Raw genomic sequence first — 15,178 nt, 5'->3', positions numbered from 1 at the left:
AGGACGTCCCGACCGTGCTCGTCGCCCGCTCCGCCGCCCTGTTCGCCGTCGCCGCGCTCTTCGAGATCGGGGGTGCCTGGCTGGTCTGGCAGGGCCTCCGCGAACACCGCGGCTGGCTGTGGATCGGCGGCGGCGTCATCGCCCTCGGGCTGTACGGGGTCGTCGCCACCCTCCAGAACGACGACAACTTCGGCCGCATCCTGGCCGCGTACGGCGGCGTCTTCGTGGCCGGCTCGCTCGCCTGGGGCATGGTCGCCGACGGCTACCGCCCCGACCGCTTCGACGTCATCGGCGCGCTCATCTGCCTCGCCGGCATGGCCGTGATCATGTACGCGCCGCGAGGGAACTGAGGGACGGCGCACGGCGGTTGCGGTGCGGAGGCTCGGTTGCGACGCCCTGGTGACAGAGCCTCGGCTACCGTTCGGAGGAACGCCCGTTCGGCCCCAGCAGAAGGCAGGCTCACGTGACCGAGGAACCGCGCCAGGACGACACCGGCACCCGCACCGACACCGCCGGGAGCGCCGAGCATCCCCAGGCGCCGTGGTGGGCGGACCTCGGACTCCCGGGCGGCATCCTGCTGATCGTTCTCGGCGCGGCCCTGGGCGTCTCGCTGGTCCTGTTCTCCGAGAACTGGCAGGACAGCGACACGCTGCCGAATCTCTACGGGGTGGCCCGGGTGGTCGCGATCGGGCTGGTGGTGGGCGGCGGCGCGCTGGTGACCCGCCGCAAGCGCGCCGCCAAGGGCGCGGACGCCTCAACGGGGCCGGAAGACGCCTGAGTTCGAGCCCCTGACACTCCCCTGTCGGCGCTCACACCTTCCCGATCCCCAGCGTGTTCGCGCCCGGCAGCAGGCCCGAGCCGATGACCGCGACCCAGGGGTCCCCCAGCAGGTCGCCGAGGCGGTCCATGGCGGTCGCGCCCAGTGCCTGCCAAGGGCCTGCCGCCAGTTCGTCGGTGTGGCGCTCGACCTCGGCCCGCAGGTCACGGCCCGCTTCGGTGGCCGTGCCGTCCGGCTCCAACAGGCCGCGTGCGGCCAGCCGTCCGCGTGCCGCGACCCACTCCTGCGCGCTCCAGGCCCTGCTCCCGAAGGTCTCCTCGGGCGCGGCGCCGATCGCCGCGAACGACACCAGCGCCTCGACCGGGTCGAGCCGCGCGATCATCAGCGCCGCGAGGTGGCCGTCGCCGCGGTGCTCGCGCAGGATCGTCGCCGCCTGCCACAGCGCCAGGTGCGGGGCGTCGGGCCAGGGTTGCGCGGCGTTCGCCGCGGCGAGCGGCCGGCCCGCGTGGACGGCGGACTCGGCGGCGCGGCGGGCCAGGGCCGCGGCCTCGGCCAGTTCGGGGCTGTCGACGCGGTCGCCGAGGAGCGCGCGGTAGGCGCGGTCCGCGGCGCGCAGGCGGGCGGCGAGGGCGGTCGCCGGACTCGCCGCGTCCCACACGGCGGGTACGTACTCCCGCACCATCGCCGGGCTGAAGCTGTAGAACGCCGACGTCACCCGCTCGCTCCCGGCCGCGCCGAGCGGCGCGGCCCGCCAGGCGAAGTACGCGGGCCAGCGCCCTGCCTCGATGCCGAGCCGCTCCGCCTCCTCGAAGCTCTCCGGGGCGAAGTAGACCACCGAGTGCAGCGGTTCCAGCAGATGCCACAACTGCCGTACGCGGCCGAGCTCGACCGGTGTTCCCTGATCCGCCATGACGCCTCCTTGTCCGGCATCATCCACCTCCCCTCACCAGCCGTGACCAGGACGCACACCGTCCACTTCACCGAGAACACCGCGCCGATGAGGGCCACGGCCGCGTTATCGGCGCCTGTCACCGGTCGCGGGTGTCGTGGCGTTGCAGCTTGGTCAGGGGTGAGGGGCTGTACCGGGGCAGGAACGGTGGGCTCCGGGAACCCTCGTACGGGCGCGGCGGCGTGTTGTAGCGTGTCGCGCCGCGTAGGGAGACCGGTCGGGGGTGGGAGGAGTCGGACGTGGGGCAGGCGGCGGAAGTCGAGGTCGACGGGCGAAGGGCCCGGGGGCTCCGTAAACGCGAGGTCATCATCGACGCGACCCTGCGCATAGTGGAGCGCGACGGCGTCGCGGCCATCACGCACCGGGCCGTGGCCCGCGAAGCGGACATCCCCGCGAGCTCCGTCTGCTACTACTACGCGACCCTGGACGACCTGCTGGTCGCCGCGCTCACCGAGGCGTCAGAGGCGTACATCGTGCAGCTCCGCGAGCTCGTCGCGGACGGCGGCGACGCGCTGGAGGGCCTGGCACGCGTCATCGCCGAGGCCGGCGGGCCCAACAGGCTGCGGGCACTGGCCGAACGGGAGCTCACGCTGCTCGCCTCCCGCCGCCCCGCGCTCCGCCCCATCGCGCTGCGCTGGCGCGAGACGGTCGCCGAGGTGGCCCGGCACTACACCGCCGAACCCCGCATGGTCCAGGGCCTGGTGGCCACGGCCGACGGCATGTGCGCGCGGGTGCTCCTCGGTACGGAGAAGCTGGACGTGGAGGAGATCACCGCGGCGCTGCGGCACGCACTGCGCCCGGCCTGAGCGGGACGGCACGGGACGGCGCGGGGCGGGGCGGACGGGACAGGGCCGGATCACGTACACCACGTACAGGCCGGCGATCACGCCGCGCGACCCCGGCCCCACCCCGTACTCCCTCCTACAACACCCCGTCCCACAGCGCCCGTTCGGGGCCGTCCGCCAGCTCCGTCGTCGTCCAGGTCGTGCCGATGCGCTGGACCGTCGGGCGGTCGACGGCGTACTGGGGCCAGCCGGGGTCGCCGGTCGTGGCGAAGTCGACCCAGGCGCGGTGGGTGCGGCGGGACAGCTCGCGGGTGGGGTCGTCGTCGGGGATTCCCAGGTCGCCGTAGTCGACGCGGCCCACGTTGTCGAAGACGAAGGGGAGTTCCAGGCCGTGGCAGGCGCCGAGGCGGCCGTCGAAACCGGGCGAGGACCAGGCGAACTCATACCGCCACGTCCCAGCGCCGTGCGGCGCGTGCGCGTCGGCCAGGCGCTTGGTGGGGACCGCGAAGACGTAGTCGGTGCCGAGCGCGGAGTAGGGGTCGCCGCGACCGGCCGCCCGGTACGCCGCGGCCACCGCGTCCGGGTCGGGGTGCAGCGGGGCGGCGGCCGAGGGCAGTTCGGCGTCCGGTACGGAGATGCCGAGGCCCACGGTGTAGAAGTTGAACTCCTCGGCGTTGGAGCCCAGGAGGAGGTCCACGCCGGACGCCGAGCTCGCGGCCACCATCTCCGCGGCCTGCCCGGTCAGCAGCTCGCCGTCGATCACGGTGGACAGCGGCGTGAGCCCCATCAGCGGGTGCCTGGCGCCGTCGACGGCGAGGCCGGGGCGGCGCAGGAGCAGCTCGCTCAGCGCCCCCACCAGCTCGCCGTCGGAGAACCGGGCGAAGGACTCCGCGCTGGGCCGGGCGCCCAGTAGCTCGGCCAACTGCCGCGAGGCGGAGGCCGCCTGCGCGCGCGTCACGCTCGCGCACCCGCCCCCGCTCTGGCTCACGGCGCGCCGGAACAGCCCGGCGGGCGCGGCGGCCAGCAGCGCGGCCACGCTCATCCCTCCGGCCGACTCCCCGGAGACGGTGACCCGCTCGGGGTCGCCGCCGAACGCCGCGATGTTCTCCCGCACCCAGTGCAGCGCGGCGATCTGGTCGAGGAGGCCGCGGTTGTCCGGGGCGCCCTCCAGCGAGGCGTAACCGGCGACGCCCACGCGGTAGTTGAGGGTGACCAGCACGACGCCGTCCTGCGCGAAGCGGGTGCCGTCGTACCCCGCGCCGCTGCCCGAACCGCTCACGAAGGCGCCGCCGTGGAGGAAGACCAGCACCGGGAGCCCGGCGGCGCCGGGGTCGGGGGTCCAGACGTTGACCGTGAGGCTTTCCTCGCCGCGCACCCAGCCGGGCCCGCCGATGGCGGAGAAGTCGACGCCCGGCATGCGGCCCTCGGGCTGCGGTGCGGTGGGTCCGTAGCGGGTGGCGTCGCGCTCGCCGCTCCACGTGGGCGCGGGTCCGGGAGCGGCGAAGCGGGCCGCGCCGACGGGCGGTGCGGCGTACGGGATGCCGAGGAACGCGTGGACGCCCTCCCGCTCGCTGCCGCGGAGGCCGCCCTGCTTCAGCTCAACTCTCGTCACCCTGCGCTCCCTCGACCACGACCGACCTCAACCTCGTACTCTCGTCCCACTCCAACGTGCGCCGCACGGCGAGAATTCCGCACCACGAAAACCGCCCGACGCAGACCGTCCATCGACGTCACCCCGCGAAAGCCGCACCACGAAAAGCAGCCCCACGAAACAGCCGAGCCGCCCCGCCGCGGCAAGCCGCGGTCAGCCCTTCCTGGCTCCCGCCCGCAGCCCGTCCATGACCAGGTCCAGGAGGCGGGTGGCGCGCGGCTGCCAGTCGCCCGCGGGGTCGATCTGCCACAGGCCGCCGATGGCGAGAAGGAGGTCCTCTGCGGTGACGCCGGGGCGGATGGTCCCGGCGTCCTCAGCCGCGCGGAGGAGGAGTTCGGCGGCCGAGGCCACCGGCGCGTGGCCCGGCTTGGCCGGTTTTCCCGGCGCGCTGGTGGCCTGCCGTATCGCGTCGGCCAGGCCCGCCTTGGCCATCGCGAAGCGCGCGAAGTGGTCCATCCACTCGCGCAGCGCCCGGTCCGGCGCGCGGGTCTCCAGCAGCCGGGCCGCGCTGTCGGCGAGCTGCTGCATCTCGTGCCGGTACACCTCGAGGACCAGCGCCTCGCGGTTGGGGAAGTTGCGGTAGAAGGTGCCCTGCCCCACGCCCGCCTTCTTCGCGATCGCGCTCAGCGGGGCATCGGCGCAGCGGGTCAGCTCGGACAGCGCGACCTCCAGGATGCGGTCGCGGTTGCGCTGCGCGTCGGGGCGCAGCGGCGGCCCGTTCTTGTGCTGCACGCCTCCTCCTCCCGGACGGTCACCACGAGTTCCCGCCGGTTCCGCTCTGCGCGGCTCAACTTTCCTTGCCGAGCGGACAGTTGTCCGGTAGGTTCCCCGAGTAGCGGACAACTGTCCACTTAGGTCCACCTTAGCCCCCGGTCGCGCACGGCGCGAAGAGCGGGGGCTCCATGGTCACCGTGCCCCGTGCCTCGTACCTCACGCCCCCGTACCGGGGTGCGCACTCCGGGCCGCGGCCCCCGTCACGGCCGCCGCACCGGACCGGAACACCGGAACCCGCCAGGGACACCGAAGAAAGGCCGAACGTGACTCCACCGACGTCGACGTCCAGCTCCATCACCCTGAACATCAACGGCGAGAAGCACACGCTTCCCGTGGACCACCGCACCACCCTGCTCGACGCGCTGCGCGAGCGGCTGGGCCTGACCGGCACCAAGAAGGGCTGCGACCAGGGCCAGTGCGGCGCCTGCACGGTGCTGCTCGACGGGCGCCGCTCCGTCGCCTGCCTCCAGCTCGCGGTGGCGGCCGAGGGGCGCGAGATCACCACCATCGAGGGACTGGCCGAGGGCGAGCATCTGCACCCGGTGCAGCAGGCGTTCCTCGACCTGGACGGCTTCCAGTGCGGCTACTGCACGCCGGGCCAGATCTGTTCGGCCGTCGCGATGCTCGACGAGCACGCCGAGGGCTGGCCCAGCGCGGTCACCGAGGACGTGCGGCCCGAGGCGCCGGCCGCGCTCACCGACGAGGAGATCCGCGAGCGGATGAGCGGCAACCTGTGCCGCTGCGGCGCCTACGTCTCCATCGTCCAGGCGGTCGCGCGGGCCGCCGAGGCGAAATCCGTCACCGCGCAGGAGGCCGTGGCATGAGGGAGTTCGGCTACGCACGCGCCGAGGACGTCCAGGGGGCCGTCGCGCTGCTCGGCGCCGACCCTGACGCCCGATTCCTGGGCGGCGGCACCAACCTGGTCGACCTGATGAAGACCGGCGTGGAACGCCCGTCCCGCCTCGTCGACGTACGCGAACTGCCCCTGGACCGCATCGAGTCCACCGGGGAGACCGAGGACGGCGGGCTGCACATCGGCGCGACCGTCACCAACAGCGAGCTGGCCGCGCATCCCGAGGTGCGCCGCCGCTACCCCGCGGTGGCGCAGGCCGCGCTGTCCGGGGCTTCGGGGCAGCTGCGCAACATGGCCACCGTCGGCGGCAATCTGCTCCAGCGCACCCGCTGCGGCTACTTCGCCGACGTGAGCCAGCCGTGCAACAAGCGCTCCCCCGGCAGCGGTTGCCCCGCCGTCGCGGGCGAGCACCACAACCACGCGATCCTCGGCGCGAGCGAGCACTGCGTGGCGGTGCACCCCTCCGACATGGGCGTGGCGCTGGCCGCCTTCGACGCGGTGATCGCGTACGAGACGGCCGAGGGGCCCGGCACGCTGCCGGTCTCCGAGTTCTACCGGCCCGTGGGCGACACCCCGCACCTGGAGACCGCGCTGCCCGCCGGCGCGCTGATCACCGGGGTGACCCTGCCGCACGCGCCGGTCGCCGCGCACTCGCGGTACCGCAAGGTGCGCGAGCGCGCCTCGTACGCCTTCGCGCTGGGCTCGGTCGCGGCCGCCCTGGAGGTGCGGGACGGGACCGTGCGCGAGGCCCGTCTCGCGCTCGGCGCCGTGGCGTCCAGGCCCTGGCGCGCACGGGAGGCCGAGCGGGTGCTGACCGGCGCCCCGGCGACCGCGGAAACCTTCGCGGCCGCGGCCGACGCCGAACTGGCAGCGGCCGAGCCGCTGTCCGGCAACGCCTACAAGGTGACCCTGATACGCAACCTCATAGTCGCCGAACTGACCAGGCTGGCAGGACTCCCAGGCGCCGAGGGACCCACGGGCCCCACGGACCCCGCGGCGAACGGCCCCGCACACCCCGGCCCCGCAACCGGCCCCGCAGAGGAGGGCGACCGATGACCACGGCCACCACATCCGTACCGACCTCGCTGGGCACCGCGCACACCCGCGTCGAGGGCCTGGAGAAGGTCACGGGGGCCGCGCGCTACGCGGGCGAGTTCTCCTTCGCGGAGCTGGCGCACGGCTGGCTCGTGCTGTCCACCGTCGCGCGCGGCCGCGTCAGCGCGGTCGAGGACGGCCCCGTACTGGAGATGCCCGGCGTGCTCGCCGTGCTGCACCACGGGAACGCGCCGCGCGTGGACACCGACTACACCGGAATGCTGGGCGCACCCGACCCCACAGCGGCGCTGTTCCAGAACGACCGGGTGACCTGCCAGGGCTGGCCGGTCGCGCTCGTCGTCGCCGAGACCTCCGAGCAGGCCAGGGAGGCGGCGGAGTCGCTGGAGGTGCGGTACGAGGCGGAGCCGCACGACACGGAGCTCGTCGCGGAGCACCCGGACAGCTACGCGCCCGAGGGCGGCGAGATGGCCAAGGGCGACCTGGAGTCGGCGCTCGCCGCGTCCGAGGTGGTGCTGGACGCGGAGTACACCACCCCGGAGGAGCACCACACGCCGATGGAGCCGCACGCGGCGACCGCCTTCTGGGAGGGCGGCAGGCTGGAGGTGCTGGACTCCAACCAGGGCAGCAAGTGGGTGGCGAACGAGCTCGCCAGCCTCTTCTCGCTCGACCCCTCGGCGGTCCGGGTGCGCTCCGAGCACATCGGCGGCGGCTTCGGCTCCAAGGGCCTGCGCGCGCACCAGGTCGGCGCGGTGATGGCCGCGACCGTGCTGCAGCGCCCGGTACGCGTCGTACTGACCCGCCGTCAGATGTTCTCGCTCACCGGCTACCGCAGCCCCACCATCCAGCGCGTCCGCCTCGGCGCCGAGCCCGGCGGCCGGCTGCGCGCGCTGGAGCACCGCGGGCTGAACCTCAGCTCCCGGGTGTTCGAGTTCGTCGAGCACACCGCGGGCACGGGCCGCGTGCTGTACGAGGCCGAGGCGCACCACACGGGGCAGCGCGTCGTACGCCTCGACATGCCCTCGCCGACCTACATGCGCGCGCCGGGCGAGGCGCCCGGCTCGTTCGCGCTGGAGTCGGCGATCGACGAGCTGGCCGAGAAGTGCGGCGTCGACCCGATCGAGCTGCGCGCGCTCAACGAGCCGGAGACGGGGCCGCTCTCCGGCCTGCCGTTCAGCACCCGCAGGCTGCAGGACTGCTTCCGCGAGGGCGCCGGGCGCTTCGGCTGGGCTGACCGCGATCCGCGCCCCGGGATGCGCCGCGAGGGGCGGTGGCTGATCGGCACCGGTACGGCGGCAGCCTCCTTCCCCGCCTTCGCCATGCCCTCCACGGCCTCGGCGACCGCCTGGGCCGACGGCACCTTCACGGTGCAGATCACCGCCGCCGACATCGGCACGGGGGCGCGCACCGCGCTGTCGCTGGTCGCCGCCGACGCGCTGGGGGTCTCGCCGGACCGGGTCCATGTGCGCATCGGGGACAGCGACTTCGGCCAGGCAATGATCGCCGGAGGGTCGGCAGGCACCCGCTCGTGGTCCTGGGCGGTCGGCATCGCGGCCCGTGAGCTGCGCGAGCGGCTGTCGCTGGGCGGCGCCGTCCCGGCCGAGGGCCTCACGGTGCGCTCCGACACCTCCGAGGAGATCGGCGCGCTCGCGCAGAAGGAACGGCACTCCTTCGGCGCGCAGTTCGCCGAGGCGGCCGTGGACGTCGCCACCGGCGAGGTGCGGGTGCGCCGGATGCTCGGCATCTTCGCCGCCGGGCAGATCGTCAACCCGCTCACCGCGCGCAGCCAGTTGGTCGGCGGCATGATCTGGGGCCTTTCCATGGCCCTGCACGAGGAGGCGGTGCGCGACCCCGCCTCGGGTGCGCAGGTCGGCGCCGACATGGCCGGGTACCACGTGGCCGCGCACGCCGACGTGCCGCCCATCGAGGCGGACTGGATCGATGACCCCGACCCCGACGACCCGGTCGGGATCAAGGGCATCGGCGAGGTCGGCATCGTGGGCGCCGCGGCGGCCGTGGCCAACGCGGTCTGGCACGCGACGGGCGTGCGGCACCGCAGCCTGCCCATCCGGCCGGACCGCGTACTCGCCGGAGGCGCGGCGCCGGGAGGCTCGGGAGCCGGGCGTGCTTGACATCGCCGGGGAGCTGGAGCGCTGGGCCCGCGAGGGCCGGGACTTCGCCGTCGCCACCGTGGTGGACGTCGGCGGCAGCGCGCCGCGCGACCCGGGCGCCGCCCTGGCCGTGGACTCCGAGGGCACCGCGGTCGGCTCGGTCTCCGGCGGCTGCGTGGAGGGCGCGGTGTACGAACTGTGCGAGCAGGCACTCCGCGACGGCCGTCCGGTGCGCGAGAGCTTCGGCTACAGCGACGAGGACGCCTTCGCCGTCGGGCTGACCTGCGGCGGGGTCATCGAGGTGCTGGTCACTCCGGTCGCCGCGGGATCGCCGCTCGCCGCGGTGTTCGCCGCCGCGCTCTCCGCCGCCGCGCGCGGGGAGGCGGCGGCCCTCGCCCGGGTGGTGGAGGGTCCCGCCGAACTCCTCGGCAGGGCGCTGCTGGTGCGCCCCGACGGCTCGTACGAGGGCTCCCTCGGCGGTCATCCGGAACTGGACGCCACAGCGGCGGCCGAGGCCCGCTCCCGGCTGGACCTGGGCCGCACCGGTACGGCGGCGGTCGCGGAGGACGGTTCGCACTGCCCCGGAGGGCTCACGCTCTTCGTGGAGTGCGCGGTGCCGCCGCCGCGCATGATCGTGTTCGGCGCGGTGGACTTCGCCTCGGCGCTGGTGCGCGCGGGCTCCTTCCTCGGCTATCACGTGACCGTGTGCGACGCGCGCCCCGTCTTCGCCACCCGCGCGCGCTTCCCCGCGGCCGACGAGGTCGTCGTGGACTGGCCGCACCGCTACCTGCGGGGTACGGAGACCGACGGCCGCACCGTGCTGTGCGTGCTCACGCACGACGCCAAGTTCGATGTGCCGCTCCTGGAGGAGGCCCTGCGCCTGCCGGTGGCGTACGTGGGCGCGATGGGCTCCCGCCGCACCCACGAGGACCGCACCCACCGCCTGCGCGAAGCGGGCCTGACCGAGGCCGAGTTGGCCCGCCTCCACTCCCCCATCGGCCTCGACCTGGGAGCCCGCACTCCGGAGGAGACGGCCCTGTCGATCGCCGCAGAGATCGTCGCTTCGCGACGCGGGGGTACGGGCGCGCCGCTGACGGGCACGGCGTCACCGATCCACCGCGATCGGGCGGGGCACGGAGTGGCGGCGGCTTAGCGGCGGCACGGCGTTGGAGCACGGGGCTTGGGCCCGCGCGCCTGGAGATCGCTCCGGGGGCGCGGGCCCCTCTGCCGAGTACACCTCGGATGTGGGGTGCGTGGTCACCGAGCTCCGGGTGTCGTGCGTACGGCTAGTGGCGGGTGGTCAGGGCCTGGGCCCTCCGGTGGTCACCGCTTCGTGTCGTTCCTCTCCTTCCCCGCGTGCGGCGGGCGCGGGGCGGATCAGCGCCGTTGCGGCCAGGCCCAATGCGACGAAGCCTGCCGCTGCGTAGCTGCCCAGGGCGATGCCCTCGGCCATCGACTCGCGGGCCGCCTCTGCCGCGTACGCCGTCTGTCCGTCGGCCGCGAGCGGAGCGATCGCCGCCCCCGCGCTGTCGGTTACGGCGCGTGTGATGCCCTCGGCCCGGGCCGTGGGAACGCCGGCCTCGGTGAGGCGGTCGTGCAGCGCGGAACCCAGCGCGGTGAAGAACAGCGTCGTGAGCACCGCGATGCCCAGCGCCGCGCCGAGCTGTCGGAAGGCGCTCTGCACGCCGGAGCCCTGGCCCGCGCTCGGCCCCGGGACATCGGCCAGGACCAACCCCGTGACCTGCGCCGTCGCGAAGCCGACCCCGATGCCGTACACGAACAGCGCCATCGCGACGGACCACCACGCGGTGTCCTCCGCCGCGATCAGGCCCAGCCACGCGAGCCCCGCGATCTCCAGCGCCAGTCCGGCGCGCACCTGCCCGAGCGCCGTGACCCTGGCCGCGAGCCCGAAGCTCGCGCCGCTCGCGAAGAAGCTGCCGACGGCCAGGGCCACGAGCGCGAGCCCGGCCTCCACCGCCGTGTACCCCAGGGTGAACTGGAGCCACAGCGGCAGCACCGCGATGATCCCGAACTCCCCCAGCCCGATGAGCACGGTCACGACGTTGCCGTTACGGAAGGAGGCGATCGAGAACAGCCGCAGATCCATCAACATCCGCCCGCCGCTCCCGAGTTGTCCTCCGCCCTCGTCCCGCCGCAGGAGCACGGCTTGCCTGCGGACGAACACGGCGAGCGCCACGGCTCCGAGCACCAGCGCCACCAGGACCGGCGAGGGACCGCCGCCCCAGCGGAACCCGCCGGCCTCGAACGCCCTGACCGTGGCGAACCATCCGTACGTCCGCCCCTCGACGAGCCCGAACGCGAGCAGCCCCAGCCCGAGCACCGACAGCGCGCCGCTCACCGCGTCCACCCGCCCCGTACCCCGGGGCGAGGGCGCGAGGAACATCAGCGTGCCGCAGCAGATCAGCACGGTGAGCGGGACGTTGATGCCGAACGCCCAGCGCCACGAGGCGTGTTCGGCGAGCCAGCCGCCCAGCAGCGGACCGAGCGCGGAGGCGGCGCCGATGGTCGAGCCCCAGACGGCGAAGGCCTGGCCGCGCTCCTTGCCGTGGAACGTCGCGTTCAGCAGCGCCAGCGACGTCGGCAGGATCAGCGCGGCGCCCGCGCCCTGGAGGAAGCGGGCGAGGACGAGCAGTTCGCCGGTGGGCGCGAGCCCGGCGAGCACGCTCGTGACGCCGAAGGCCGCGACGCCCGCGAGGAACACCCTGCGGGCCCCGAGGATGTCGGCGAACCGCCCGGCCAGCAGGAGCAGCGCCGCGAAGACGATCGCGTACGACTCCTGGACCCACTGCACCTGACTGGAGTCGACGCCCAGATCCTCGACGACCGAGGGGACGATCACGTTGACGATCGTGGTGTCGACCACGATCAGCGCGACCCCGAGCGCGATGACGCCGAGCCCGAGCCATCGGCGCGCGGGGGAAGGGATGCTCACGCTAATTACCTCCATCATGAAGTAATTCCATGGTGGAGATATATTGCAGCGGAGGTAGATTGTCAAAGCGCCCTGTGGAGCGCGGACTTGGAACACCGGCCGGAACGGAGGCCTCCAGTGGAGGAAGCGCGCAAGAAACCGGCGCGGAAGACGCCGGCGCAGCAGCCGGACGACATCGCCGCGCAGCGCGAACGCCTCGCCGAGCAGCTCAGGGCGTACGGCGCCGACTTCACCGAACTCGGCCGCCGCTTCGCGACGCTGCTGGGCGTGCACTCCACCGACGCCTTCGCGCTCCTGGAGATCGCCTCCGCCGAGGAGAAGGGCACGCCCCTGTCCCCCGCGCTCCTCGGCAAGCGCATCTCCCTCTCCTCGGGGGCCATGACCGCGCTGTTGAACCGCCTGGAGAAGGCGGGCTACGTCTCGCGCACGCGCGAGCACGCGGACAGGCGCGTCGTCACCCTGCGCGCCAACGCCCGGGTGAAGCAGCTCGGCGAGGAGTTCTTCGGCCCGGTCAACGCGCGCCACGACGCCGTACTGGCCGCGTACCCGCCCGCCGTACTCCAGCAGTTCGAGACCCTGCTGACCCGGCTCCGCGCGGCCATGGAGACCCAGCCGGGCCAGGGCGAAGACGCCGCTCCCTAGACCAACCCGAGGCCACCGCCCCGGCCGGGACGGCAACGCTCCCCCTCCCCCGACGCGGCACACCGCGCTACCATTTGGGCACTCGCCCAAGGCAGTTGCACTGGGCGGGCGTACAACTCACCCGTGCAAGGCAGGCGCCCGAGGTGGCGGGCGCACACCATGACGCCAGCACCATGACGTGAGGGGAACGGACATGGCCTCATCCCGTACCGCGGGCGCCGCCGTACGCGAGCGGCTGTTGCGGGCGGCCGGTGAGCTCATCGCCGAGCGCGGCTGGGGCGCGGTCAGCACCCGTACCGTGGCGGCGCGCGCCGGGGTCGGCCCCGGGCTGGTGCACTACCACTTCGCCTCGCTCCAGGCCCTGTTGGCGCAGGCCGCCGTCGAGGCGATCAGGAATGTCGCGGGCGGCATGGCTGCGGCGACGGCGCAGGCCGGGGACGTGGAGTCGGGGCTGCGCGAGCTGGTGGGCGCGCTGTTCGGCCACGCGCCGGACGAACCGGTGTCGCTGCTGTTCAGCGAGGCGTATCTGGCCGCCACACGGGACGAGGACCTGCGCGCCGCGCTCGGCGAGGTCGCCGACGAGGCACGCGTACCGCTCGCCGGCTGGCTCGCGGAACACGGCGTACCGGAAGCCGACGCGACCGCCGGAGTCGTCCTCGCCACGCTCGACGGCCTGATGCTGCACCGCACCCTGCGCCCCGGCCTCACCACGGCGGAGGTCCTGCCCGTGGTGCTACGCCTCGTCCGTACCGACGACTGAAACGAAGGCCACACCGGCCGCGCCCCCGCTCACCCCGCCCCCGCCACCCGCGCACCTGCCTCGCACCGACCGACGGGAGGCAGCAGCAATGGCCACAAACACGGCAGCAGCAACACCGAGGAAGGCCCTGATCTGCGGGGCCGGGATCTCCGGGCTCGCGCTGGCGCACCGGCTGGACGCGCTCGGCTGGGAGGTCGTGGTGCTGGAGAAGGCGCGGGGCCCGCGCACCCAGGGCTACATGATCGACTTCTTCGGCCCCGGGTACGAGGCGGCCGAGCGCATGGGACTCCTGGCGCGCATGCGGGATATGAGCTACCGCATCGAGGAGGCCGCCTTCCTGGACGCCCACGGCAGGAGCCGCGCGGCGCTCTCGTACGCGCAGTTCGAGAAGGTGACGGGCGGCAGGATGTTCAGCACCATGCGCCCCGACCTGGAACGGGCCCTGCGCGAACAGCTCGGCGAGCGCGTGGAGTTGCGTTACGGCACCGGGCCCGCCGCGGTCACCGACAGCGCGGACGGCGTACGCGTGACCCTCGCCGACGGGACCGCGCACGAGGCGGACCTGCTGGTCGGCGCGGACGGCATCCACTCCACGGTGCGCGAGCTGGTCTTCGGGCCCGAGGAGCGGTATCTGCGCCCGCTCGGCTTCCACACCGCCGCGTACACCTTCGCCGACGAGGCGGTGCACGCACGCGTGCGGGACGGCTTCCGCCTCACCGACACCATCGGGCGGCAGATGGGCTTCTACGCGCTGCGCGACGGGCGGGTGGCCGCGTTCGCCGTGCACCGCACCGACGACACGACGCTCCCCGACGACGCGCGCGCGGCGCTGCGCGAGGAGTACGGCTCACTCGGCTGGGTCGTCCCGCGCGCGCTCGCCGCGTGCCCGCCGCACGAGGAGATCTACTACGACCAGGTCGCGCAGACCGTGCTGCCCCGCTGGCACAGCGGCCGCACCGTGCTGCTCGGCGACGCCTGCGGCGCGGTGTCCCTGCTGGCAGGGCAGGGCGCGTCGCTGGGCATCGCCGGGGCCTGGGTGCTGGGCGGTCACCTGGACGGGGCGCCGGACCCCGCCGAGGGAATGGAGCGGTACGAGAGCGAGTGGCGGCCCGTGGTGGAGGACAAGCAGGAGGTCGCGCGCAAGGGAGCGCGCTGGTTCCTGCCCGCATCACCCCTCCAGCTCCGCGCCCGCCACCTGATGGCGAGGCTCAGCCGCATCCCCGGCGTGGACCGCAGGATCGCCGCGGCCCTCACCGGCAAGGCCACGCCGCTGGGTCCGGAGCCCCGTCCGAACGCGCTGTCCGGGGTGGCGCGCGACGCCTGAGGCCGGGGGTCGGCATGCGTACGGCTGCGTGCTGCCGGGACCCTGTGCGAGCCGTGTGACGTGGGGCACATTCTGTCGGTCCATCTTGTTCGGGCATGCGCCGCCATCAAAGATTAAGCCGCCCAAATCAGGCCGAAGGACGGCCTGTTGACCTGAGGGGGAACATGTCCGGTTCGAAGAAGCACCTCAGATTCATCGCCGCCGCTGCCGTCGCGGCGGCACTCGCGCTGCCGACGGGGACCGCGATCGCCAAGTCCGCGACGGGAGGCGGCGTGACCGCATGGACACCGGCGAAGAACGACTCCGGCATCATCGCGGTCAAGGACGGCAGCAAGGACGGCGACCCGGGCAAGGCCGAGTACTACCGCTCGGCGAGCGCCGGCACCAAGCGGACCCTGTGGAACCACAGCGGCTCCGGCACCACCGTCTACTCCGGTGACGGCTCCCGGATCATCAAGTTCCAGGCGTGCGACGAGAACAACAACGCGCCGGACGACTGCTCCGGCTGGGTCGCTCCCTGACCGACCCGCACCGCATGACACCCC

14 protein-coding genes and 1 pseudogene are annotated in these 15,178 nt (G+C 73.9%); 11 read left to right on the top strand and 4 right to left on the bottom strand.

What is annotated here, in order from left to right; translation table 11 throughout:
• Positions 1–14: 14 nt before the first annotated feature.
• Together ABEE00_RS19750 and ABEE00_RS19745 are read left to right on the top strand one after the other, a co-directional pair.
• On the top strand, positions 15–350 hold the full coding sequence (locus tag ABEE00_RS19750) for a YnfA family protein (protein ID WP_345746887.1): 336 nt from the start codon (positions 15–17) through the stop codon (positions 348–350).
• Positions 351–463: 113 nt separating this feature from the next.
• Positions 464–778 (top strand): hypothetical protein, encoded by a 315-nt coding sequence (locus tag ABEE00_RS19745; protein WP_345746886.1) that lies wholly within the window; start codon positions 464–466, stop codon positions 776–778.
• A 31-nt stretch (positions 779–809) separates the two neighbouring features.
• Here the strand turns inward: ABEE00_RS19745 and ABEE00_RS19740 are convergent, their stop codons facing one another.
• Positions 810–1,688, bottom strand: a complete 879-nt coding sequence (locus tag ABEE00_RS19740) for an SCO6745 family protein (RefSeq protein WP_345746885.1) — start codon at positions 1,686–1,688, stop codon at positions 810–812.
• A 278-nt stretch (positions 1,689–1,966) separates the two neighbouring features.
• Between ABEE00_RS19740 and ABEE00_RS19735 the strand changes: the two genes are divergently transcribed.
• The gene (locus tag ABEE00_RS19735) at positions 1,967–2,533 is read left to right on the top strand and encodes a TetR/AcrR family transcriptional regulator (RefSeq protein ID WP_345746884.1); all 567 of its coding nucleotides are present in this window, start codon (positions 1,967–1,969) and stop codon (positions 2,531–2,533) included.
• Positions 2,534–2,648: 115 nt separating this feature from the next.
• Here ABEE00_RS19735 and ABEE00_RS19730 read toward each other — a convergent pair whose 3' ends face one another.
• On the bottom strand, positions 2,649–4,124 hold the full coding sequence (locus ABEE00_RS19730) for a carboxylesterase/lipase family protein (RefSeq protein WP_345746883.1): 1,476 nt from the start codon (positions 4,122–4,124) through the stop codon (positions 2,649–2,651).
• 192 nt (positions 4,125–4,316) lie between these two features.
• Positions 4,317–4,895 (bottom strand): TetR/AcrR family transcriptional regulator, encoded by a 579-nt coding sequence (locus ABEE00_RS19725; protein ID WP_345746882.1) that lies wholly within the window; start codon positions 4,893–4,895, stop codon positions 4,317–4,319.
• A gap of 305 nt (positions 4,896–5,200) precedes the next feature.
• Here ABEE00_RS19725 and ABEE00_RS19720 point away from each other — a divergent pair, with 305 nt between their 5' ends.
• The 4 genes and pseudogenes from ABEE00_RS19720 to ABEE00_RS19705 all read left to right on the top strand — a co-directional run bounded on the left by ABEE00_RS19720 (position 5,201) and on the right by ABEE00_RS19705 (position 10,107).
• On the top strand, positions 5,201–5,761 hold the full coding sequence (locus ABEE00_RS19720) for a (2Fe-2S)-binding protein (protein WP_345746881.1): 561 nt from the start codon (positions 5,201–5,203) through the stop codon (positions 5,759–5,761).
• Positions 5,758–6,741: pseudogene (locus ABEE00_RS19715) on the top strand (FAD binding domain-containing protein); the annotation flags it as partial. The gene ABEE00_RS19720 and the pseudogene ABEE00_RS19715, both read left to right, overlap by 4 nt.
• Positions 6,742–6,842: 101 nt before the next feature.
• On the top strand, positions 6,843–8,975 hold the full coding sequence (locus ABEE00_RS19710; protein ID WP_345746880.1) for a xanthine dehydrogenase family protein molybdopterin-binding subunit: 2,133 nt from the start codon (positions 6,843–6,845) through the stop codon (positions 8,973–8,975).
• Positions 8,968–10,107: an XdhC family protein gene (locus ABEE00_RS19705; protein ID WP_345746879.1), complete on the top strand. Its 1,140-nt coding sequence runs from the start codon at positions 8,968–8,970 to the stop codon at positions 10,105–10,107. The genes ABEE00_RS19710 and ABEE00_RS19705 overlap by 8 nt, the downstream gene beginning before the upstream one ends.
• Before the next feature lie 147 nt (positions 10,108–10,254).
• On the opposite strand, the gene ABEE00_RS19700 is transcribed toward ABEE00_RS19705, so the two are convergent.
• Positions 10,255–11,907, bottom strand: a complete 1,653-nt coding sequence (locus tag ABEE00_RS19700) for a DHA2 family efflux MFS transporter permease subunit (protein ID WP_345746878.1) — start codon at positions 11,905–11,907, stop codon at positions 10,255–10,257.
• Positions 11,908–12,024: 117 nt separating this feature from the next.
• Between ABEE00_RS19700 and ABEE00_RS19695 the strand changes: the two genes are divergently transcribed.
• The 4 genes from ABEE00_RS19695 to ABEE00_RS19680 all read left to right on the top strand — a co-directional run bounded on the left by ABEE00_RS19695 (position 12,025) and on the right by ABEE00_RS19680 (position 15,154).
• Positions 12,025–12,549 (top strand): MarR family winged helix-turn-helix transcriptional regulator, encoded by a 525-nt coding sequence (locus ABEE00_RS19695; RefSeq protein WP_345746877.1) that lies wholly within the window; start codon positions 12,025–12,027, stop codon positions 12,547–12,549.
• A gap of 193 nt (positions 12,550–12,742) precedes the next feature.
• The gene (locus ABEE00_RS19690; protein ID WP_345746876.1) at positions 12,743–13,309 is read left to right on the top strand and encodes a TetR/AcrR family transcriptional regulator; all 567 of its coding nucleotides are present in this window, start codon (positions 12,743–12,745) and stop codon (positions 13,307–13,309) included.
• Between the two features lie 88 nt (positions 13,310–13,397).
• Positions 13,398–14,633, top strand: a complete 1,236-nt coding sequence (locus ABEE00_RS19685; RefSeq protein ID WP_345746875.1) for an FAD-dependent oxidoreductase — start codon at positions 13,398–13,400, stop codon at positions 14,631–14,633.
• A gap of 164 nt (positions 14,634–14,797) precedes the next feature.
• The gene (locus ABEE00_RS19680; RefSeq protein ID WP_345746874.1) at positions 14,798–15,154 is read left to right on the top strand and encodes a hypothetical protein; all 357 of its coding nucleotides are present in this window, start codon (positions 14,798–14,800) and stop codon (positions 15,152–15,154) included.
• Positions 15,155–15,178: the final 24 nt, after the last annotated feature.

It is taken from the genome of Streptomyces odontomachicola (assembly GCF_039605595.1).
Lineage (GTDB): Bacteria > Actinomycetota > Actinomycetes > Streptomycetales > Streptomycetaceae > Streptomyces.
This window is presented reverse-complemented; position numbering and strand designations above follow the sequence as displayed.

What these genes read in the sequence shown, in the direction of transcription:
- ABEE00_RS19740 (WP_345746885.1), bottom strand. Translation starts at nt 1,688, where the DNA reads ATGGCGGATCAGGGAACACCGGTCGAGCTCGGCCGCGTACGGCAGTTG.
- ABEE00_RS19710 (WP_345746880.1), top strand. Translation starts at nt 6,843, where the DNA reads ATGACCACGGCCACCACATCCGTACCGACCTCGCTGGGCACCGCGCAC.
- ABEE00_RS19690 (WP_345746876.1), top strand. Translation starts at nt 12,743, where the DNA reads ATGGCCTCATCCCGTACCGCGGGCGCCGCCGTACGCGAGCGGCTGTTG.
- ABEE00_RS19685 (WP_345746875.1), top strand. Translation starts at nt 13,398, where the DNA reads ATGGCCACAAACACGGCAGCAGCAACACCGAGGAAGGCCCTGATCTGC.
- ABEE00_RS19680 (WP_345746874.1), top strand. Translation starts at nt 14,798, where the DNA reads ATGTCCGGTTCGAAGAAGCACCTCAGATTCATCGCCGCCGCTGCCGTC.